Source organism: Rhodococcus sp. NPDC060090, from assembly GCF_042729855.1.
Lineage (GTDB): Bacteria > Actinomycetota > Actinomycetes > Mycobacteriales > Mycobacteriaceae > Rhodococcus.
The window spans coordinates 163,330-183,673 of sequence record NZ_JBHWXB010000003.1 but is presented as its reverse complement, the minus strand read 5'-3'; the positions used below and the strand labels follow the sequence as shown (position 1 = coordinate 183,673).

At 67.2% G+C, this 20,344-nt stretch carries 18 protein-coding genes; 8 read left to right on the top strand and 10 right to left on the bottom strand.

The window, feature by feature from the left end:
* The first annotated feature begins 58 nt into the window (after window positions 1–58).
* Window positions 59–1,024 carry a heme A synthase gene (locus ACFWCF_RS05485; RefSeq protein WP_378558654.1) on the top strand — a complete coding sequence of 322 codons (966 nt, stop codon included), beginning with the start codon at window positions 59–61 and terminating at the stop codon, window positions 1,022–1,024.
* Between the two features lie 73 nt (window positions 1,025–1,097).
* Here the strand turns inward: ACFWCF_RS05485 and ACFWCF_RS05480 are convergent, their stop codons facing one another.
* Window positions 1,098–1,439, bottom strand: a complete 342-nt coding sequence (locus tag ACFWCF_RS05480) for a hypothetical protein (RefSeq protein WP_378558180.1) — start codon at window positions 1,437–1,439, stop codon at window positions 1,098–1,100.
* A 22-nt stretch (window positions 1,440–1,461) separates the two neighbouring features.
* Between ACFWCF_RS05480 and ACFWCF_RS05475 the strand changes: the two genes are divergently transcribed.
* A complete protein-coding gene (locus tag ACFWCF_RS05475; RefSeq protein ID WP_378558177.1) occupies window positions 1,462–2,427 on the top strand; it encodes a quinone oxidoreductase family protein in 966 nt (321 codons plus the stop codon).
* A 79-nt stretch (window positions 2,428–2,506) separates the two neighbouring features.
* Here the strand turns inward: ACFWCF_RS05475 and ACFWCF_RS05470 are convergent, their stop codons facing one another.
* The gene (locus ACFWCF_RS05470) at window positions 2,507–3,484 is read right to left on the bottom strand and encodes a heme o synthase (protein ID WP_378558174.1); all 978 of its coding nucleotides are present in this window, start codon (window positions 3,482–3,484) and stop codon (window positions 2,507–2,509) included.
* Between the two features lie 217 nt (window positions 3,485–3,701).
* On the opposite strand from ACFWCF_RS05470, the gene tkt reads away from it, so the two are divergent.
* Genes tkt through pgl form a run of 5 tightly spaced genes read left to right on the top strand, consistent with a single transcriptional unit; the run spans window position 3,702 to window position 10,152 of the window.
* Window positions 3,702–5,804, top strand: a complete 2,103-nt coding sequence (gene tkt, locus ACFWCF_RS05465) for a transketolase (RefSeq protein ID WP_378558170.1) — start codon at window positions 3,702–3,704, stop codon at window positions 5,802–5,804.
* 5 nt (window positions 5,805–5,809) lie between these two features.
* On the top strand, window positions 5,810–6,955 hold the full coding sequence (tal, locus tag ACFWCF_RS05460; RefSeq protein WP_378491966.1) for a transaldolase: 1,146 nt from the start codon (window positions 5,810–5,812) through the stop codon (window positions 6,953–6,955).
* 2 nt (window positions 6,956–6,957) lie between these two features.
* A complete protein-coding gene (gene zwf / locus ACFWCF_RS05455) occupies window positions 6,958–8,499 on the top strand; it encodes a glucose-6-phosphate dehydrogenase (RefSeq protein ID WP_378558167.1) in 1,542 nt (513 codons plus the stop codon).
* Window positions 8,496–9,404: a glucose-6-phosphate dehydrogenase assembly protein OpcA gene (opcA, locus tag ACFWCF_RS05450; protein WP_378491968.1), complete on the top strand. Its 909-nt coding sequence runs from the start codon at window positions 8,496–8,498 to the stop codon at window positions 9,402–9,404. Before zwf ends, opcA begins: the two co-directional genes overlap by 4 nt.
* Window positions 9,397–10,152, top strand: a complete 756-nt coding sequence (gene pgl, locus ACFWCF_RS05445) for a 6-phosphogluconolactonase (RefSeq protein WP_378558164.1) — start codon at window positions 9,397–9,399, stop codon at window positions 10,150–10,152. The genes opcA and pgl overlap by 8 nt, the downstream gene beginning before the upstream one ends.
* Before the next feature lie 14 nt (window positions 10,153–10,166).
* Here pgl and ACFWCF_RS05440 read toward each other — a convergent pair whose 3' ends face one another.
* Window positions 10,167–11,117, bottom strand: a complete 951-nt coding sequence (locus ACFWCF_RS05440) for a GlxA family transcriptional regulator (RefSeq protein WP_378558161.1) — start codon at window positions 11,115–11,117, stop codon at window positions 10,167–10,169.
* A gap of 576 nt (window positions 11,118–11,693) precedes the next feature.
* On the opposite strand from ACFWCF_RS05440, the gene ACFWCF_RS05435 reads away from it, so the two are divergent.
* Window positions 11,694–12,182 carry an SRPBCC domain-containing protein gene (locus ACFWCF_RS05435; RefSeq protein ID WP_378558158.1) on the top strand — a complete coding sequence of 163 codons (489 nt, stop codon included), beginning with the start codon at window positions 11,694–11,696 and terminating at the stop codon, window positions 12,180–12,182.
* A 38-nt stretch (window positions 12,183–12,220) separates the two neighbouring features.
* On the opposite strand, the gene ACFWCF_RS05430 is transcribed toward ACFWCF_RS05435, so the two are convergent.
* From ACFWCF_RS05430 to gap, 7 genes are all read right to left on the bottom strand, one after another.
* Window positions 12,221–13,480 (bottom strand): RNA polymerase sigma factor, encoded by a 1,260-nt coding sequence (locus ACFWCF_RS05430; RefSeq protein WP_378558155.1) that lies wholly within the window; start codon window positions 13,478–13,480, stop codon window positions 12,221–12,223.
* A 4-nt stretch (window positions 13,481–13,484) separates the two neighbouring features.
* Window positions 13,485–13,829, bottom strand: a complete 345-nt coding sequence (locus ACFWCF_RS05425) for a YciI family protein (RefSeq protein WP_378558152.1) — start codon at window positions 13,827–13,829, stop codon at window positions 13,485–13,487.
* 107 nt (window positions 13,830–13,936) lie between these two features.
* Window positions 13,937–16,693, bottom strand: a complete 2,757-nt coding sequence (ppc, locus tag ACFWCF_RS05420) for a phosphoenolpyruvate carboxylase (protein WP_378558149.1) — start codon at window positions 16,691–16,693, stop codon at window positions 13,937–13,939.
* 46 nt (window positions 16,694–16,739) lie between these two features.
* Window positions 16,740–16,973, bottom strand: coding sequence for a preprotein translocase subunit SecG (secG, locus tag ACFWCF_RS05415; RefSeq protein WP_378491975.1), 234 nt, complete (start codon window positions 16,971–16,973; stop codon window positions 16,740–16,742).
* Window positions 16,974–17,165: 192 nt separating this feature from the next.
* On the bottom strand, window positions 17,166–17,981 hold the full coding sequence (tpiA, locus tag ACFWCF_RS05410; protein ID WP_378558145.1) for a triose-phosphate isomerase: 816 nt from the start codon (window positions 17,979–17,981) through the stop codon (window positions 17,166–17,168).
* Between the two features lie 4 nt (window positions 17,982–17,985).
* Entirely contained in the window at window positions 17,986–19,197 is a 1,212-nt protein-coding gene (locus ACFWCF_RS05405) for a phosphoglycerate kinase (protein WP_378558142.1), read from the bottom strand.
* A gap of 30 nt (window positions 19,198–19,227) precedes the next feature.
* Entirely contained in the window at window positions 19,228–20,244 is a 1,017-nt protein-coding gene (gap, locus tag ACFWCF_RS05400; protein ID WP_378558139.1) for a type I glyceraldehyde-3-phosphate dehydrogenase, read from the bottom strand.
* Window positions 20,245–20,344 lie beyond the last annotated feature (100 nt).

Sequence of the window (20,344 nt, the reverse complement as noted above, 5' to 3'; positions counted from 1 at the left end):
GATCCACCATGAACACCCAACTACAGCCCGTAGTGGACGGGGTCGTACCATCGTGACCGTGCTGTATCGCGGCTATCTGAGTCTTGTCGACCGTCTTCCCATGCCGTCCCTGCGGACGCAGCGGATCATCGCGTTCCTGTCGATCGTGGTGCAGGGCGGCATCGCCGTCACCGGTTCGGTGGTGCGTGTGACCGCGTCCGGGCTCGGATGCCCCACGTGGCCGCAGTGCTTCCCCGGATCCATGGTGCCGGTCGGGGTGTCCAGCGGGGTGAGCACACTGCATCAAGTCGTCGAGTTCGGCAACCGCTTGCTCACCTTCGTCGTCGTGCTCGTGGCAGCCGCGATCGTGCTCGCCGTGACCCGGGCACGGCGCCGCCCCGAGGTGATCGGCTGGGCATGGCTGATGCCGGCGGGCACGGTGTTGCAGGCGATCATCGGCGGGATCACCGTCCTCACCGGCCTGCTGTGGTGGACAGTCGCGATCCACCTGCTGGTGTCGATGCTCATGGTCTGGCTCGCCACGGTGCTCTTCGCGAAGGTCAGCGAACCCGATGACGGGGTCGTGGTGCAGACACTCCCTCAGCCGCTGCGATGGCTCACCGCACTCTCCGGCCTCGCACTCGCCGGAGTCATGATCGTCGGCACCATGGTCACCGGCGCGGGCCCGCACGCCGGCGACAAGAGTGTCGAAAGGCCGGTACCGCGCCTGGACATCGACATCACCACCCTCGTGCATCTGCACGCCGAGCTGCTCATTGCCTACCTGGCATTGCTCGTCGGACTCACCTTCGCCGTGTATGCCGTGCGCACCACCGACGCCGTCAAACTGCGCCTCAAGGTCGTACTTGCCCTCGTCGTGGCACAGTCCTTCATCGGTCTCGTACAGTTCTGGACGGATGTCCCTGCCGTTCTCGTGGTGTTCCACGTCGCCGGAGCGGGCCTGTGCACCGCAGCAACCGCTGCTGTCTGGGCTGCAGGCCGGATCCGCACCATCTCTCCCGACCGCGAGCCCGTCGCGGCCTGAGCCGCCGCCGCTGATACGACTTCGGCCGCCCGAGGGATCTCGGGCGGCCGAAGTGTTGCGCTAGGGAATGTGGTCAGCGTTCGTTACGTGCCTTCGGGAAGCGCGTCTGGGTAGCGACCCAGCCTGCCATCCTCTTCCAGTGCCCCTTCGCCGGTGTGGCGATACTGGTGACCTCGCGCTCCCACTCGGAGACGGTGACGTTGGGCAGCGCTTCGACCACTGCGCGTGCGGTCGGCAGGTCGGCGACCACATGATCACCGAGCACACCGTCCTCGGCCACGACGGTGATCCGTACACCGACGTACCCGACGGGCTGGATGACCGCCTTGGCGGTCTCGCCGTGCTCGGCGACGAAGCTGCGGAGGGACGAGACGATGTCGGCCGGTGCCGACGCGGTCTGGGTTTCGACGCTCATGACTGCAGAATACTGTGGCGGTATGCGCGCAATCCAAGTGGCACACCATGGCGGTCCGGAAGTCCTCGTCGGGGTCGAACTACCCGACCCCGAACCCGGCCCCGGCGACCTGCTGGTCCGTACCGACGCCATCGGCGTCAACTTCATCGACACCTACTTCCGCACCGGTCTGTACGGCACGGATCTACCGTACGTCCCGGGCTCCGAAGGTACCGGGACGGTGGTGGCCGTCGGTTCGAAGGTCGATGACGTCACCGTCGGACAACGTGTCGCGTGGTGTACGGCGCCGGGCTCGTACGCCGAACTGGTCAGCGTCCCGGCGACCGTGGCCGTGCCCGTCCCGGATGCGGTTCCCGCCGAGCGGGCCGCGTCGGTGCTGCTGCAGGGAATGACCGCGCACTACCTGATCGAATCGACCTGTCCTGCTCAGCCGGGAGACACCGTCCTCGTGCATGCGGGGGCGGGTGGCGTCGGGCTGCTCCTCACCCAGCTCGCCGTCGCCAAGGGCGTCCGCGTGATCACCACGGTGTCGACGGACGAGAAGGAGACCCTGTCGCGTGAGGCAGGTGCCGCCGAGGTCCTGCGGTACGACGACGACCTCGCCGAGCAGGTCCGGGCACTCACGGACGGCCACGGGGTCGCCGCCGTGTACGACGGGGTCGGCGCCACGACCTTCGAGGCGTCGCTGGCGTCGCTGCGAATTCGCGGCACTCTCGCCCTGTTCGGGGCCGCGAGCGGTCCGGTGCCTCCGTTCGATCTGCAGCGACTCAATCCGGCCGGATCCTTGTTCGTCACCCGTCCCACGCTGGCGCACCACATCTTGACCCGCGAGGAGCTGCTGTGGCGCTCCGGAGACGTGTTCGCTGCGATCGCTGCGGGAACGCTGAAGATCCGGGTCGGCGCGACCTATCCGCTCGCCGACGCAGCCCGGGCACACACCGATCTCGAGTCTCGGCGCACCACCGGATCGATCGTGCTACTCCCGTAAAGCAGCTTCCCGCGATGAAATCTGCTTCCCGCGTCGGTTACGACCAGCGCGGGAAGCAAGAATCGTCGCGGGAAGGGTGTCAGAAGTACGACGCAATGGTGGGCAGGTCCAGCACCGAATCCACGGCCAGACCGAGGCACACGACAGCGAGGTAGTTGTTGGACTGCAGGAAGAGCTTGAGCGGCTTGACCGCCGCGCCACCACGAACGCTGTAATAGAGCTGATGCGCGACGAACAGGAACCACGCCCCCGCCAGCACCGTGACCACCGCGTAGACCAGACCGGCCGCGGGCACGATGACCAGTGTCGCGAGGACCGTTGCCCACGTGTAGAACAGGATCTGCTTGGTGACGTGCTGTTCGGTGGCGATCACCGGAAGCATCGGCACCCCGGCCGCCTTGTAGTCCTCCTTGTAGCGCATCGCGAGCGCCCAGGTGTGCGGCGGAGTCCAGAAGAAGATGACCAGGAACAACACGATCGGTTCCCAGCTCAGCGACCCGGTGACCGCGGCCCAGCCCACCATCACCGGCATGCATCCGGCAGCACCGCCCCACACGACGTTCTGCCACGTACGGCGCTTGAGCACCATCGTGTAGACGAGCACGTAGAACGCGATGGTGATGACCACCAGCACACCGGCAAGAAGATTCGCGCGCCACCACAACCACAGGAACGACGCGGCGCCCAGCACGACGCCGAACACGAAGGCGTTGCGAGTCGGGACTGCCTGACGCGCGAGCGGTCGCAGCGCCGTGCGTTTCATCACCTTGTCGATGTCGGCGTCGACGACGCAGTTGAGCGCGTTAGCGCTCGCAGCACCCATCCAGCCACCGAACAGGGTGCTGAGGATCAGAACGATATCGACGCTGCCACGGTCGGCGAACAACATCGCGGGGATCGTCGCGACGAGCAGCAACTCGATCACGCGCGGCTTGGTCAGCGCGATATAGGCGAGCACCCTGCCGGAAAGCCGGCCCCACGCGGTGTCCGACCGGGGCGTGGCGGGAACTTCCGGGGCGCCCAAGCCGTGACCTCCCGGTCGCCGTCCTGCCCGCACACTGTCTCCTTGCACCACGCGACTACGCACCTTCGCTCGCCCGCTCACGGTCGCCCGGTCATTCGGACGCGCCACTGTCACTACTACGAACGATGGTAGACCGCAGCTACCCGCGCACCGAATCGACCCGCTCACGACCGGGCATTACTCTGGAGATGCGCGTGGGGCATTCACACCCGCCGGCACCCCGTACACCCATGTCAGGAGACTTCTGCTCGTGTCGATCACAGACGAGATCCGCACCCTTACCCAGCCGGTCCACCCCGCCGACTGGACCGACCTGGACACCAAGGCCGTCGACACCGCGCGCGTTCTCGCCGCGGACGCCGTCCAGAAGGTCGGCAACGGGCACCCCGGCACCGCGATGAGCCTGGCTCCGCTGGCCTACACGCTCTACCAACGGGTGCTGCGACACGACCCGACCGATCCGACGTGGGTCGGCCGCGACCGCTTCGTGCTGTCGTGCGGGCATTCCAGCCTGACGCTGTACGTGCAGTTGTACCTGTCCGGGTACGGCCTCGAACTCGCCGATCTCGAGTCGCTGCGCACCTGGGGTTCCCTCACGCCCGGCCATCCCGAGGTCGGCCACACCGCCGGTGTCGAGATGACCACCGGCCCGCTGGGCCAGGGCCTCGCCTCCGCTGTCGGCATGGCGATGGCCGCGCGCCGCGAACGCGGCCTGTTCGATCCCGAGGCCGCACCGGGCGCGAGCCCGTTCGACCACTACATCTACGTGGTGGCCTCCGACGGCGACATCGAGGAGGGCGTCACCTCCGAGGCGTCCTCGCTTGCCGGGGTGCAGGAACTCGGCAATCTGATCGTCTTCTACGACGACAACAAGATCTCCATCGAGCACGACACCGCGATCGCGCTCGGTGAGGACGTCTCCCAGCGCTACGAGGCATACGGCTGGCACGTGCAGACCGTCGAGGGCGGCGAGAACGTCTCCGCACTGCTCGAGGCCATCGAGAAGGCCAAGGCCGTCACAGACCGTCCGTCGTTCATCTCGGTGCGCACCATCATCGGCTACCCCGCCCCGAACAAGATGAACAGCGGCGACGCGCACGGTGCCGCGCTCGGTGCCGACGAGGTCGCCGCGGTCAAGACCGCCCTCGGATTCGACCCCGAGAAGAACTTCGATGTCGCGCCCGAGGTGATCGAGCACACCCGCCGTGTCGTCGACCGTGGCGCAGAGGTCCGCACGACCTGGCAGGCCGACTTCGATGCGTGGGCCGAACGTGAGCCGCAGCGCAAGGAACTGTTCGATCGTCTGCACGACGGCCGCTTCCCCGCCGGCTGGATCGAGGCACTGCCCACCTACGAGCCCACCGACAAGGGACCGGCCACGCGTGCCGCGTCGGGTAAGGCACTCGCGGCACTCGGCCCGATCCTGCCCGAACTGTGGGGCGGCTCCGCAGACCTCGCGGGCAGCAACAACACCACGATCTCCGGATCCGAGTCGTTCGGCCCGACGTCGATCTCGACGAAGGACTGGACAGCGCAGCCGTACGGCCGCACCCTGCATTTCGGCGTCCGCGAGCACGCCATGGGATCGATCCTCAACGGCATCGCGCTGCACGGCCCCACCCGCCCCTACGGTGGCACATTCCTCGTGTTCTCCGACTACATGCGCCCGGCCGTCCGTCTCGCTGCGCTGATGCAGACCCCGGCGATCTACGTGTGGACGCACGATTCGATCGGCCTCGGTGAGGACGGTCCGACCCACCAGCCGATCGAGCACCTCACCGCGCTGCGGGCCATCCCGAACCTTGCGGTGATCCGCCCCGCCGACGCCAACGAAACCTCGTTCGCATGGAAGGCGGCGCTCGAGAACCGCACCGGCCCCACCGCACTGGCCCTGACCCGCCAGAACGTGCCGGTACTCGAGGGCACCCGCGAGAAGGCCGCCGAGGGCGTCGCCCGCGGCGCGTACGTCCTCGTCGAGGCATCCACCGGCACCCCCGAGGTCGTGCTGCTCGCCACCGGTTCCGAGGTCGAACTCGCCGTCGCCGCACGCGACACGCTCGAGGCAGACGGTGTCCCGACACGGGTCGTGTCGGTGCCGGTGCTCGAGTGGTTCTTCGAGCAGGATCAGGCCTACCGCGACGAGGTGCTGCCCCCGTCGGTCAAGGCCCGCGTCTCGGTCGAGGCAGGCCTGGCGATGCCCTGGTACCGGCTGCTCGGTGATGCCGGTGAGCCGGTCTCGATCGAACATTACGGCGCCTCCGCCGATTACAAGACTCTGTACCGCGAGTTCGGCATCACCGCCGAGGCCGTCGTCGACGCTGCCCGCCGCTCGCTGACCCGTGTGAAGGGATGACCTCGATGACTCAGCAGACTTCCACCCAGAACGAAACGTTGGCGCAGCTGTCCGCCGAAGGTGTGTCGGTGTGGCTCGACGACCTGTCGCGTGAGCGGATCGAGTCCGGCAACCTCGCCGAACTCGTCGCGACCCGCAGTATCGTCGGTGTGACGACGAACCCGTCGATCTTCCAGGCGGCGCTGTCGAAGGGCCACGCGTACGACGCGCAGATCCGCGAACTCGCCGCCTCGGGCGCCGACGTCGACGCCGCGATCCTCGCTGCCACCACCGACGACGTGCGCGCCGCGTGCGACGTGCTCGCCCCGGTCTTCGAGGCGTCGGGTGGTCTCGACGGCCGCGTGTCCATCGAGGTCGATCCGCGCCTGGCGCACAAGACCGACGAGACGGTCGAGCAGGCGCTCGAGCTGTGGAAGATCGTCGACCGCCCGAACCTGTTCATCAAGATCCCCGCGACGGTGGCGGGCCTGCCTGCAATCGCCCGGGTGATCGGTGAAGGCATCAGCGTGAACGTGACGCTGATCTTCTCGGTGGACCGCTACGAGCGCGTGATCGACGCCTACCTCGACGGTCTCACCGCCGCCAAGGCCGCCGGTCACGACCTGTCGCAGATCCGGTCCGTGGCATCCTTCTTCGTCTCCCGCGTCGACACCGAGATCGATCCGCGGCTCGAGGAAATCGGCACCGACGCCGCACTCGCCCTTCGCGGCAAGGCCGCGCTGGCCAACGCTCGCCTCGCCTACGCGGCGTACCGCGCGGCGTTCGAAGGTGGCGCGCGCTTCGCCTCGCTCGACGCTGCCGGTGCCCACCCGCAGCGGGCACTGTGGGCGTCGACGGGTGTGAAGAACCCCGACTACCCCGACACCCTGTACGTCACGGAGCTGGTCGCGCCGAACACGGTCAACACGATGCCGGAGAAGACGCTCGAAGCCGTCGCCGACCACGGTGAGATCACCGGCGACACCGTCACCGGCACTGTTGCGGCCGCCCAGCAGGTCTTCGATGCGCTCACCAAGATCGGTGTCGATCTGCCCGACGTCTTCCGCAAACTCGAGGACGAGGGCGTCGAGAAGTTCGAGGTGTCGTGGAACGAGCTGCTGACGGCCACCTCTGAGCAGTTGACGGCCCACGCACCGGGCGCGGAGGGCTGAGCGTGCGCGAATCCGGCGCGGCGGCGTGGGTCAACCCGCTGCGGGACAGCAGAGACCGTCGACTCCCCCGCATTGCCGGGCCGTGTGCGCTGGTGATCTTCGGGGTCACCGGCGACCTGGCCCGACGGAAGCTGATGCCCGCGGTCTACGACCTTGCCAATCGAGGTCTGCTGCCGCCCGGATTCGCATTGGTCGGCTTCGCCCGGCGGGACTGGGTCGACGAGGACTTCGGCCAGGTCGTTCACGATGCGGTGCGCGACCATTCGCGCACCCCGTTCCGTGAAGAAGTCTGGCAGCGCCTCGCCGAAGGAATCCGTTTCGTGCAGGGCTCGTTCGACGACGACCGCGCCTTCGAGGAGTTGACGGCCACGCTCGAGAAACTCGACCGTGAACGCGGCACCGGCGGAAACCACGCGTTCTACCTGTCGGTGCCGCCCGCCGCGTTCCCCGTGGTGTGCGGGCAGCTGTCCCGCTCCGGGCTCGCCGAACCGCAGAACGGCGCATGGAGTCGTGTGGTGATCGAGAAGCCGTTCGGGCACGACGAGGAAAGTGCCCGCGACCTCAATGCCGTCGTCGGCGAGGTCTTCTCCGAGGATTCGGTGTTCCGCATCGACCACTACCTCGGTAAGGAAACGGTGCAGAACATCCTGGCGCTGCGTTTCGCGAACCAGCTGTTCGATCCGATCTGGAACGCCCACTACGTCGACCACGTACAGATCACGATGGCCGAGGACATCGGTCTCGGGGGCCGCGCGGGGTACTACGACGGGATCGGCGCAGCTCGCGATGTCATCCAGAACCACCTGCTGCAGTTGCTTGCCTTCACCGCGATGGAGGAACCAGTCAGCTTCGCGCCGTCTCAGCTTCGCGCCGAGAGGATCAAGGTGCTTTCCGCGACCCGTCTCGCCGAGCCGCTCGACGAGACCACCGCGCGGGGCCAGTACACCGCGGGCTGGCAGGGCGGCGAACCGGTCGTGGGGTTGCTCGAGGAGAAGGGCTTCGCGACGGATTCGACGACGGAGACCTACGCCGCGATCACCCTCGAGGTCGACACTCGCCGGTGGGCGGGTGTGCCGTTCTATCTCCGCACGGGCAAACGGCTCGGTCGGCGTGTCACCGAGATCGCGGTGGTGTTCAAGCGCGCACCGCATCTGCCGTTCGACACCACCATGACGGAGGAACTCGGTCAGAACGCCCTCGTCATCCGGGTCCAGCCCGACGAAGGTGTCACGATGCGTTTCGGTTCCAAGGTGCCCGGCTCCGAGATGGAGGTGCGGGACGTGAACATGGACTTCAGCTACGGCCAGGCCTTCACGGTGTCGTCCCCCGAGGCCTACGAGCGGTTGCTGCTGGATGTACTGCTCGGCGAGCCGTCACTGTTCCCGGTGGACGAGGAAGTCGAATTGTCCTGGCGGATCCTCGATCCGGTGCTCGAGCATTGGGCGGAGTCGGGCCGTCCCGAAGGATACGAGTCGGGCACGTGGGGTCCGGCGAGCGGCGACGAGATGCTGCGCCGATCCGGCCGCGAATGGAGGCGACCGTGAGAGTCCAGTTGCGCGACACCTCCGCGGTGGATGTCAGTAAGAAGATCGTGGAACTGCGGCGCACGGGTGGCGTCGTCACCCAGGGCCGCGTGCTGACGTTGATCGTGTGTGCCGGAGACGCACGACGTCTCGAGGCGTCGATTTCCGCGGCGACCGACGCATCCCGCGAACATCCGTGTCGCGTCATCGTGATCGGCCGGGGACGTGCCGACGGCCCGCCGCGCCTCGATGCGGAGATCCGGGTCGCCGGCGAGGCCGGTGCCTCCGAGGTGCTGATCCTGGCGTTGCACGGTGAGCTCGGCGACCACCAGGAGTCGGTCGTGGTTCCGTTCCTGCTTCCGGATACACCGGTGGTCGTGTGGTGGCCGAATCAGGCCCCTGCCGTGCCGGCCCGGGATCCGGTCGGGAAACTCGCGGTGCGGCGCATCACCGACGCCACCAACGCGATCGATCCGCGCTCCGACATCGTGGGACGGCTGACCGGGTACAAGCCCGGCGACACCGACCTGGCGTGGGCCCGGATCACGTATTGGCGTGCGCTGCTCGTCGCCGCGTTGGACCAGCCGCCCCACGAGAAGGTGCTCTCGGCCAAGGTGTCCGGCCTGCACGGGGAGGTCGCGATCGATCTTCTGGCTGGATGGCTCGCGAGCCGGCTCGACTGCCCGGTGCAGCGCGCGGTGGGTGAACTTCGTGTCGAACTGCACACCGAAACCCAGACGATCGTGCTCGATCGCCCGCAGGACGGTCGCGTGGCGACGTTGCAGCGCACCGACAAGCCCGACGCGCTGATCACTCTGGCACGCCGCGACTCTGCCGAATGTCTCGCAGAGGAACTGCGACGTCTCGATCCCGACGAAATCTACGAGGCCGCGCTGGCCGAACTGTCGAAGGTGGAATATGTCTGAGTTCGGTCCCGTGGAAGTCGCGAAGTTCGCCGATGCCGACGCGGTCGCGAAAGCTGCTGCGTCGAAGTTGGTCGAGGCGATCGTTGCCGCGCAGAGCGAGCGCGTGCAGGCATCGGTGGTCCTGACCGGCGGGGGTACCGGCATTGCGGTACTCGAGCACGTCCGCCGAGCCCAGGGCGGAATCGACTGGTCGGCAGTGAACGTGTTCTTCGGCGACGAACGGTTCCTGCCGTCCGGCCACTCCGACCGCAACGAGGTGCAGGCCCGTGCGGCCCTGCTCGATCTGGTGCCGATCGACCCGGCCCGTATTCACGCGATGCCCGCACTCGGTGAGGACGGGTGCACCACCCCGCAGGAGTCCGCTGCCCGGTACGCGAAGATGCTCGCGCAACACTCCCCCGACGGCACCGTCCCCATCTTCGATGTGCACCTGCTCGGTATGGGCGGTGAAGGGCACGTCAATTCGTTGTTCCCACACACGGATGCGGTGCGCGAAGGCGCCGAGTTCGTAGTCGGCCTCGACGATTCCCCGAAGCCTCCGCCGGCACGGGTGACGTTGACATTGCCTGCGGTGCGGCGGTCGCGGCAGGTGTGGTTGCTCGTCACCGGTGAAGCCAAGGCCGAGGCGGTGGCCGCCGCGGTCGGTGGTGCCGATCCGCACGAGATTCCGGCCGCGGGCGCGCGGGGTCGTGAGCGGACGGTGTGGTTCGTCGACCCTGCTGCGGCAGCGGACCTTCCGAAGTCCTGATTCTCCGACCGGTTCTACGCTCCGCGGAAGCTCATGCGGTAGTCACGCGGACTGGTACCGGCAATACGCCGGAAGTGGTATCGGAAGGTTTCGGCGGCTTCGAATCCGGTTGCGCGGCCGATTGCTTCGATCGGCCGGTCGGTGCGTTCGAGCAGCGACATGGCCGCTCGAATGCGCTGGCGGACAAGCCAGTCCAACGGCGAGAACCCGGTGTATGCCCGGAACCTCCGGTGTAGCGTGCGCGGCGATACGTTCGCTTCGTCGGCGAGTTCCTGGACCGTCCACGAGCGGCAGACGTCGTCGCCGACCGAATCGAGCATGCGTGTGAAGTCGACGTCGTCGCGGACCTGGATCCGGTCGACGTCGACGAATTGTGATTGATCCGCGTGGCGATGCGGTGTCACCACCAGTCGCCTGGCGACGTCGTTGGCCCGCTCGACCCCGTGGTCGTCGCGAATGAGGGCGATGCTGAGGTCGAGGCCCGCGGATGCTCCGGCGCTGGTGACGAAGTTGCCGTCGCGCACGACGATGGCCGCGATGTTCAGGTCGACAGCCGGAAATGCGGACCTCATGAGGTGCTCGTGCCGCCAGTGGGTCGTGGCCCGGCGACCGTCGAGGAGTCCGGCCTCGGCGAAGGCGAATGCACCGGTGCAGACCGACACCATGCGGGCGCCGCGTGTCGCGGCCGCGCGGAGCAGATCCGCCCACTCCGCACAGCGATCGCGATAGGGATCGCGGACGCCCGTCACGACGACGGTGTCGGCGTCGGCGATCGCGTCGATCGGGTATCGAGGGACGAGGGTGGCGCCGCTGATCGTGGTCACGCCCGTCTGTGGACCGCAGGTACGCAGCTCGTAGCCGAGCTCGGGCAACTCGGGCCACCGAAACCCCAGGGCTTCGACCACGGCGCCGTATTCGAGCAGAGTCATTCCGTCGTACACCGGAAGAGCCACCACATGCGACATGACCAGATCTTACCGAGACATGACGTGACTGCCACTGTTGTCGGCGTGCCGACACTGGTGTGCTCAGAGCGTGACAGCGGTCAGGACCATCAAGGAGGCCAGTTCCATGCGGATCCATCCGATGATCTCGAATGTGCGCAACTTCTTCGCGGGTGTGGACGCCGCCACCCGCATTCGTCACGGTGTTCCCGTTCCGCCGACCCACCGCGCTCGCCCCGCACCGGTCACGACTCCTCCGGCCCGTTCCGATCCGTGTCGTCCTGACCCGACCGCGGCTGCGGCGTAGCTTCTGCCACATGCACGCAGCGCATCCGCGTCAGCGAACGCGGACTGCTCGTCGCGCGCAGTGCCCTCAGTGGCGATCTGGTCGGTACGCATCGCGCCGTTCGTGGATCCATGCGGCAGTCTCCTCACGTGGTTGCCGCGGCCTCTCGCCGCGAGATTTCCCTCTCGTCAAGTTCGACGCGGCGAAGGCCCGAACGGTTCCCTCCCGCGCCGAATACGTCACCGGAACCTTGACGCACTGCGCGACAATGGGTGAGTACGACATGCGATACGTGGGAGAGGAGCGTCACGATGAGCATCCCGACGACAATCCCCGGAGTAGTGCGGCCCGAGCGGGATTGCCCCGACGGATCGAACCTGGTGACGCTGCAGTACCAGCGGGCCGTCGTCCGCTCGCTCGGTGAGGTGTGGACCGCCCTGACCGACCCGGAATCCCTGTTGCACTGGTACGGCTCCTACACCGGCGATCCCACGACGGGATGGATCCGATTGACGATGACCGACCAGCACGACAGCGCAACCACCGATGTACGGGTCGTGCGGTGCACTCCCCCGACGGGGTTCGTCGTCGACATCGACGGGTGGTTGCTCGAAGTGAGTTTGCATGCGGTCGGTCAGGTCACCACCGTCGAGTTCTCCCATCGGCATGTGCCGCGGTCCCAGGCCGGGGAGATCGGTCCGGGCTGGCAGTATTATCTCGACCGGCTCGAGGCCACTCTGCTCGGGTCTCGGCTTCCGCAGTGGGACGAATATCCGGATCTCGTCGACGAGTACCGGTGACCACTGGGACATCGTGACCGAGACACGACTCCGGGGCGTCACTGCGCGGTGATCTCGCCGAGCTTCATCTCCAGGTACCGACGCTCCGGCGCGCTACCGGCGAGGTCCAACGCGCGCCGGTACAACTCGGCGGCCTCGCCGTGGCGACCGAGTCGGTGCAGCAATTCGGCACGAGCCGCGGCGTACGGATGGTGATCACGCAGTCTCGGTTCGTCGGCCAGATCCTCGAGCAGGATGAGTCCGGCAGCGGGACCGTCCCGCATAGCAACGGCCACCGCGCGGTTCAACGCGACGATCGGTGACGGCATCAGCGCACACAGCACGTCGTAGAGCGCGACGATCTGCGACCAGTCGGTGTCGTCGGCTCGGTCCGATTCGTCGTGTACCGCCGCGATCGCGGCCTGCACGGCGTAGGGACCGGGTCGGCCGCCCATCAACGCAGCGGCCACGAACCCCAGGCCTTCGTCGATCATCGGCCTGTCCCATCGGGTGCGGTCCTGGTCCGCGAGCAACACCATCGCACCCGAAGAGTCGGTGCGTGCCGCGCGCCGCGCGTGGACCAGCAGCATCAGTGCGAGCAGCCCGGTCGCCTCGCGTTCCGAGGGCATCAGCCGGTGCAGGATCCGGGCGAGGCGGATGGCTTCCTCCGCGAGGTCGAGACGTTGCAGAGTGTCGCCGGTGCTCGCGGCGTATCCCTCGGTGAAGATCGAGTACACCGCACCGAGCACCACCGGCAGCCGCTCCGACAATTCGTCGGGCCGCGGCACACGAAACGGGATCCGCGCACCACGAATCTTGTTCTTGGCCCGCACGATTCGCTGTGCCATCGTCTTGTGCGGGACCAGGAAAGCGCGCGCGACCTCACCGGTGCTCAATCCGGCGAGGCACCGCAGGATCAATGCGATGCGGTCGTCCGGCGGCAACGCCGGATGTGCGCACGCGAAGAAGAGTTCGAGCCGGTCGTCGGGCAGGTCGCCCCCGACCGGGATCGGACCGGGTTCGGATCGTTCGGACTCCACCGCGAGGATCGCCAGCCGAGCGGCGTAGGTGCGGTCGCGTCGCAGGCGATCCACCGCGCGCCGGCGCGCAGTGGTGAGCAGCCACGCGCCGGGCCGGTCCGGGACACCGTCCACCGGCCAGTGCCTCAGCGCCGATTCGACGGCTTCCGAGGCGACTTCCTCAGCGAGGTCGAGGTCGCCGAACCGGTGGACGAGCGCCGCGAGCAGCCGTCCGTGTTCCTCCCGGAACACCGCCTCGACCCGCAGCGCGGTGTCGGCGGAGGTGCCCGGGTCGGTCACGGCTCTACGCCCCGAATTCGGCGATGGGTCGCACGACGACCCGGCCGCCGTCACGCGACCCCGGGCATCGTGCCGCCCATTCGAGTGCAACGTCGAGATTCGGGACGTCGATGACGTCGTATCCTCCGAGAACTTCACGACTTTCCGCGAACGGACCATCGGTGATGCTGCGTTGGCCGTCGGCGTCGACCTTGACGGAGGTTGCCGTGACGAGGTCGTCGAGAGCATGCCCGGAGACGAAGACGCCCGCCTCCTTCAATTCCTTGTCGTATCGCTGCCAGTCCTCGAAGTCGCAGGTGGGCTCGAGGTCGGAGCCGGTATCTGCATAGATCATCAACATGTACTTCACGGCGGTTCTCCTGTGTGGGAATGTGCGGCCGGGTTGCCGTACATGATGACGACGATCGGATCCCCCTCGAATCGACAACCGCGCGAGAAAATTCCCGCGCGGGAATCTCAGCCGCTGTTGCGCAGTGCGGTAGCCAATCCGTTCATGGTGAGCTGGATACCGCGCCTCACCTGGTCGGTGTCCTCACCACCACGGTATCGACGCAACAACTCGACTTGCAGGTGGTTGAGCGGTTCGAGATACGGGAACCGGTTGTGCAACGACCGTTCCAACGCGGGATTGTCGGCGACCAAGGAGTCGTATCCGGTGATCTGCAGGTACATCCGCACGGTGCGTTCGTGTTCGGCGACGATCCTGCCGAACACCCGCTCCCGCAGCGCTTCGTCCTCCACGAGTTCCGAGTAGCGGGCCGCCAGCCCCAGATCGGATTTGGCCATGACCTGCGCCATGTTCGACAGCACGGACCGGAAGAACGGCCACCGGCGGTAGAGATCCTGCAGCGTCGCGAGCCGTTCGGGGTCGTCGCCGATCCATTCGGTGACGGCACTGCCCGTGCCGTACCACCCCGGCAGCATCACGCGGGACTGGGTCCAGGCCAGCACCCACGGGATGGCACGCAGGTCGGCGATCGCTGTCGTCGGTTTGCGTGAGGCCGGACGGCTCCCGATGTTCAGATCACCGATCTCCGCGACGGGTGTCGAGGTGGTGAAGTATTCGACGAAACCCGGGGTGTCGTGCACCAGATCACGGTAGGCGCGGTATGCGAGGTCGGCCAGTTCGTCGAAGACCCGATACGCGGCGGGTGCGGCGGCGCCGAGGCCTTCGACATCGAGGAGTGTGGATTCGAGTGTGGCCGCGACGAGCGCCTCGAGGTTGCGGCGGGCCAGGATCGGATCGCGGTACTTCGCAGAGATCACCTCACCCTGTTCGGTCAGCCGCAGCGAACCGTTCACCGCACCCGGTGGCTGCGCGAGGATCGCGTCGTAGCTCGGCCCGCCGCCGCGGCCGACGGTGCCGCCCCGGCCGTGGAACAGTCGTAGCCGAATCCCGGTGCTGCGTGCCGCGTCCACCAGATCGAGCTCGGCCCGGTACAGCGCCCAGTTGGCGGCAAGATAGCCGCCATCCTTGTTCGAGTCCGAATAGCCGAGCATCACTTCCTGCACGCCGTCGTGGGCGTCGACGAGACTGCGGAACTCGGGGACTGCGAGCGCCGCAGTGAGGGTCGCTGCACCCCCACGCAGGTCCTCGATCGTTTCGAACAGCGGAATGACCTGCACGGTGCATCGCGGATAGCCGGCGTCGAGGTCGAGCAGACCGACCTCCTTGAGCAGCACCTCCACTTCGAGCAGGTCCGATACGGACGTACACATGCTGATGATGTAGTGCTCGATCGCCGCGGGACCGATGCGGCGCACCGACGCTGCGGCGGCACGCAGGATGGCGAGTTCCTTCGAGGTTTCCTCTGTGAGGTGTGCCCGCGGACTGATCAGCGGACGTCGGACACGCAGTTCCGCGCCGAGCAGCGCAACCCGGGCGTCCTCGTCGAGTTCCCGGTAGCGGTCGGTTACGCCCGCCCAGGCGAGCAGTTCGGCGACGACGCGTTCGTGGACCTCCGAGTTCTGGCGCAGGTCGAGCGGGGCGAGATGGAACCCGTACACCTCGACGGCGCCGCGTAGCCGGACGAGGCGGTCGTCGGCGATCACGGCGCTGCCCGCACCGCGCAGCGATGCATCGAGAGCGCCGAGATCAGAGAGCAGTTGGGCCGGTGTCTCGTAGCCTTCTCGTCCGGTGTCGACGGTGTCCGGAAACTCGATTCCCGGGTGCAGTCGGGTCGCGGTCACGGACAGTCTGCCGCGAATCCCGTGAATCGCGCGTCGGTACGGTTCGTCGCTGTGGGCGGGGTCGTCGTCGCCGGAGCCGTCCGCGAGCGCTCGCAGTTGTCCGGAGACCGGGGTGATCCGCTCGGACATCGACAGTTCGCGTTCGAGCGCGGCGAGTTCACCGAGGTGGTGGCGCAGGGCCGTGGCGCTCGCCCGGTCGCAGGCCGTCGCCACGACGTCGGCGTCGACGTTGGGGTTGCCGTCACGGTCGCCGCCGATCCATGATCCTGGCCGCACGAGCGGTTGGGTGAGGATCGCGGCATCGGGCCAGCGGCGTCGCAGTTCGCGGCGGACCTCGGTGTTGAGTTCGGGGACGACGTCGAACAGTGCGAGTTCGTAGTACCGCAGGCCGTTCTCGATCTCGTCGCTGATCCGCAGCCGGGACAGCCGGATCAACGCGGTCTGCCACAACGTCAGGATCTGGCGGTGCAGATCTTTCTCGAGCGCCTCGTGAGCGTGCGGGTCGACGGTGTACTCGCGGCGACGCATGAGATCGGTGACGGCGGTCTGCACGTCGAATACGGTGCGTCGGCGGGTTTCGGTGGGATGCGCGGTGACGACGGGGGCAACGAGCGCGGCGGCGAGTGCATCGGCGACGGTGTCAGGGTCGAGAGAGGCCGCGTCGAGTCGTGCGTAGGTCGCGGCGAGCGAACTGTCCGGCGACGACTCCCCTGCGTGCACGTGGACGGCGCGGCGCCGTTCGCGGTGAAGGTCTTCGGCAAGGTTCGCCAGCAGTGCGAAGTGGCTGAACGCGCGCACCACCGGGATCGCGTCGGCGGTGGGGACCGCGGCAAGGCGCGCGGCCAGCTCGGGACGTTCCAGCTCGGAACGCCGGATCTGGAAGCTGGCGACACGCGCGGCTTCGACGAGATCGAAGATCTCGTCGCCCGCGTGTTCGCGGACGACGGTGCCGAGTATGCCGCCGAGTAGTCGGATGTCGTCGCGGAGAGGTTCGGTGGCCGAGGCCGGAGCGGTGTCGGTCATGCGCCCAGTATCCGCGGGCGGTGGCCGCTCCGCGACCGCTACAGCCTCAGCTGAACTTGATCTGCAGCCCGATTCCGAGAATCGAGACGACCCAGATGATGCCGACGAACAGGGTCACCCGGTCGAGGTTCTTCTCCGCGACGGTCGAACCGGACAGGCTCGACTGGACCCCGCCGCCGAACAGGCTCGACAGGCCGCCGCCCTTGGCGCGGTGCAGCAGCACCAGCAGAATCAGCAGGAGGCTGGTGGCGATCAGCAGGATGTCCAGGAACAGTTCCATGTCGGTGTGCGGTGTCCTTCGGCTGGTGGGTGACGTCGGGCGTCAGCTTACCCGGTGATCGGATCCGCGCGGCTTCGTGGCTCCCGCCGTCGGCCGAGTGGCCGGTCCGCGGACTGAGGGACATTGTCTGTGGGGCGCAGGATCCGTTCGGATCCTGCGCCCCACAGTGGTGAAACCGGTGTGTCGGTTGCCTTACAGCAGCGGGCCGCCGGCAGCGATCGCCGACAGCTGCGCGAACTCGTCGGCCTTGAGCGACGCGCCGCCCACGAGGCCACCGTCGACGTCGGTCTGAGCGATGAGCTCGCCGACGTTCTTGGCGTTGACGGAACCGCCGTAGAGGACGCGGACAGATGCCGCGACCTCGGACGAGGCGAGCTCGGCGAGGGTGGCACGCACTGCGGCGCACACCTCCTGGGCGTCGGCAGCCGAAGCGACCTTGCCCGTGCCGATCGCCCAGACCGGCTCGTACGCGACCACGATCTTGGCGATGTCGTCGGCGGACAGGCCGGCGAGCGAGCCCTTCAGCTGCTCGACGTTGTACGCGACGTGGTTACCTGCCTCACGGATGTCGAGGCCCTCGCCGATGCACACGATCGGCGTGATGCCGTGTGCGAGCGCGGCCTTCGCCTTGTCTCGGACGATCGTGTCGGTCTCGCCGTGCAGCGTGCGCCGCTCGGAATGACCGACGACCACGTAGGTGCAGCCGAGCTTGGCGAGCATCGCACCGGAGATCTCGCCGGTGTAGGCGCCGGAAGCGTGGGCGGACACGTCCTGGGCGCCGTAGGTGAGCGCGATCTTGTCGCCCTCGATCAGGGTCTGCACCGAGCGGATATCAGTGAACGGTGGGATGACGGTGACGTCGACCTTCTCGAGGTACTTGTCGGGAAGGGTGAACGCGATCTTCTGTACCAGAGCGATGGCCTCGAGGTGATTGAGGTTCATCTTCCAGTTGCCCGCGATGAGCGGCTTACGTGCTTTCCGCGCAAGCGGAGCGCCGGGTGATGTCACTGTGTCAGCCCTCCAGAACCGAGATGCCGGGCAGTTCCTTGCCCTCGAGGTATTCGAGGGAAGCACCGCCACCGGTGGAGATGTGCGAGAACCCGTCGTCGGGCAGCCCCAGCGAACGCACCGCCGCGGCCGAATCGCCGCCGCCGACGACGCTGAACGCGCCCTTGCCGGTAGCTTCGACAATGGCCTCGGCGACACCCTTGGTGCCTGCGGCGAACTTCTCGAACTCGAACACGCCCATCGGGCCGTTCCAGAACACTGTCCGTGCCGAGGTGAGCAGCGACGCGAATCGCTGCACCGACTCGGGCCCGATGTCCAGACCCATCCAGCCGTCGGGTATCTCGGAGACCGGGACGGTCTTCGCTTCCGCATCGGCGGAGAAGCTGTCGGCCACCACCACGTCCTGCGGGATGTGCAGTACGTCGGCGAACCTGTCGAGCAAGCTCTTGCAGGTGTCGATCATCGACTCCTCGAGCAACGAGGTACCCACCGAAATGCCCTGCGCAGCAAGGAATGTGAAGCACATTCCGCCGCCGATGACGAGGGTGTCAACCTTCGGTGCGAGCGCCTCGATCACCGCGAGCTTGTCGGAGACCTTCGAACCGCCGAGCACCACCGCGTACGGACGTTCGGTGTCGGTGGTGAGCTTCGCCAGCACCTCCACCTCCGCCGCGACGAGGCCACCCGCGTAATGCGGGAGCAGCTTCGCCACGTCGTACACCGACGCCTGCGCGCGATGCACGACACCGAAACCGTCGGAGACGAATGCACCGTCGTCGCCGACGAGTTCGACGAGCTCACGTGCAAGCGCCTGACGCTGCGCTTCGTCCTTGCTCGTCTCGCGCGGATCGAAGCGGATGTTCTCGAGCAGGAGGATGTCGCCGTCGGTCAGACCCTCCGAGCGAGCCAGAGCGTCCTGCCCGACGACATCGCCGGCGAGCTGCACATTGCGACCGAGTACCTCACCGAGCTTCGCCGCGACGGGCGCCAGCGAGAACTTCGGGTCTTGTTCACCCTTGGGGCGACCCAGGTGCGCGGTCACGACAACCTTGGCGCCGGCCTCGGCGAGCGCCTTGATCGTGGGCGCGGACGCGAGGATGCGGCCGGGATCGGTGATCGTCTCGCCGTCCAGGGGGACGTTGAGGTCGGAGCGCACCAGCACGCCACGACCCTCCACCCCGGCGTCGAGCAGATCCTTCAGCGTCTGAACTGCCACTGTTCGGATGTCCTGTTCGGTGTGAGGTGACTAGAGGGACTTGGCGACGAGACCGATGAGGTCGGCCAGGCGGTTGGAGTAACCCCACTCGTTGTCGTACCAGGACACGATCTTGACCTGCTCGTCGATGACCTTGGTCAGCGGCGCGTCGAAGATCGACGAGTGCGGGTCGGTGACGATGTCCGAGGACACGATCGGGTCGGTGTTGTACTTGAGGATGCCCTTGAGGGGACCCTCTGCGGCAGCCTTCATCGCGGCGTTGATCTCTTCGACCGACGCCTTGGTGCGCAGGTTGGCGGTGAGGTCGGTGACCGAGCCGGTGGGGATCGGCACCCGCAGCGCGTAGCCGTCGAGCTTGCCGAGCAGCTGCGGGAGGACCAGGCCGATGGCCTTGGCGGCACCCGTGCCGGTCGGGACGACGTTCAGCGCGGCAGCACGGGCACGACGCAGGTCAGAGTGCGGCGCGTCCTGCAGGTTCTGGTCCTGCGTGTAGGCGTGGACCGTCGTCATGAGGCCCTTCTCGATGCCGAAGCTGTCATCGAGGACCTTGGCGATCGGGCCGAGGCAGTTCGTGGTGCACGAGGCGTTCGAGATGATGTTCTGGCTGCCGTCGTACTTGTCGTCGTTGACGCCCATCACGACGGTGAGATCCTCACCCTTGGCGGGCGCGGAGATGATGACCTTCTTGGCGCCGGCCTCGAGGTGGCCCTTGGCCTTCGCGGCGTCGGTGAAGATGCCGGTGGACTCGACGACCACGTCGACACCCAGATCGCCCCACGGAAGCGCGGCGGGGCCTTCCTTGATGGACAGAGCCTTGATCTTCTGGTCGCCGACGACGATGAAGTCGCCCTCGACACGGACATCCTTGCCGAGGCGACCCAGGATCGAGTCGTACTTCAGGAGCGTCGCCAGGGTGTCGTTGTCGGTGAGGTCGTTGACCGCCACGATCTCGATGTCCGTGGTGCCGAGCGCCTTCTGCGCCTCCACGGCACGGAAGAAGTTACGTCCGATACGACCGAAGCCGTTCACGCCTACGCGGACAGTCACAGTGAAGCTCCTTTGCCCAGAATTTAAGATGATTGTGCTGGTGTAACCACTACCCTAATGTGCGTGGTTCACCGCGCGGGATCCACCCTCGCGTGGCATG

What these genes read in the sequence shown, in the direction of transcription:
- ACFWCF_RS05480 (WP_378558180.1), bottom strand. Translation starts at nt 1,439, where the DNA reads ATGAGCGTCGAAACCCAGACCGCGTCGGCACCGGCCGACATCGTCTCG.
- ACFWCF_RS05475 (WP_378558177.1), top strand. Translation starts at nt 1,462, where the DNA reads ATGCGCGCAATCCAAGTGGCACACCATGGCGGTCCGGAAGTCCTCGTC.
- ACFWCF_RS05435 (WP_378558158.1), top strand. Translation starts at nt 11,694, where the DNA reads ATGAGCATCCCGACGACAATCCCCGGAGTAGTGCGGCCCGAGCGGGAT.
- ppc (WP_378558149.1), bottom strand. Translation starts at nt 16,693, where the DNA reads ATGACCGACACCGCTCCGGCCTCGGCCACCGAACCTCTCCGCGACGAC.
- pgl (WP_378558164.1), top strand. Translation starts at nt 9,397, where the DNA reads ATGTCTGAGTTCGGTCCCGTGGAAGTCGCGAAGTTCGCCGATGCCGAC.
- ACFWCF_RS05440 (WP_378558161.1), bottom strand. Translation starts at nt 11,117, where the DNA reads ATGTCGCATGTGGTGGCTCTTCCGGTGTACGACGGAATGACTCTGCTC.
- secG (WP_378491975.1), bottom strand. Translation starts at nt 16,973, where the DNA reads ATGGAACTGTTCCTGGACATCCTGCTGATCGCCACCAGCCTCCTGCTG.
- tal (WP_378491966.1), top strand. Translation starts at nt 5,810, where the DNA reads ATGACTCAGCAGACTTCCACCCAGAACGAAACGTTGGCGCAGCTGTCC.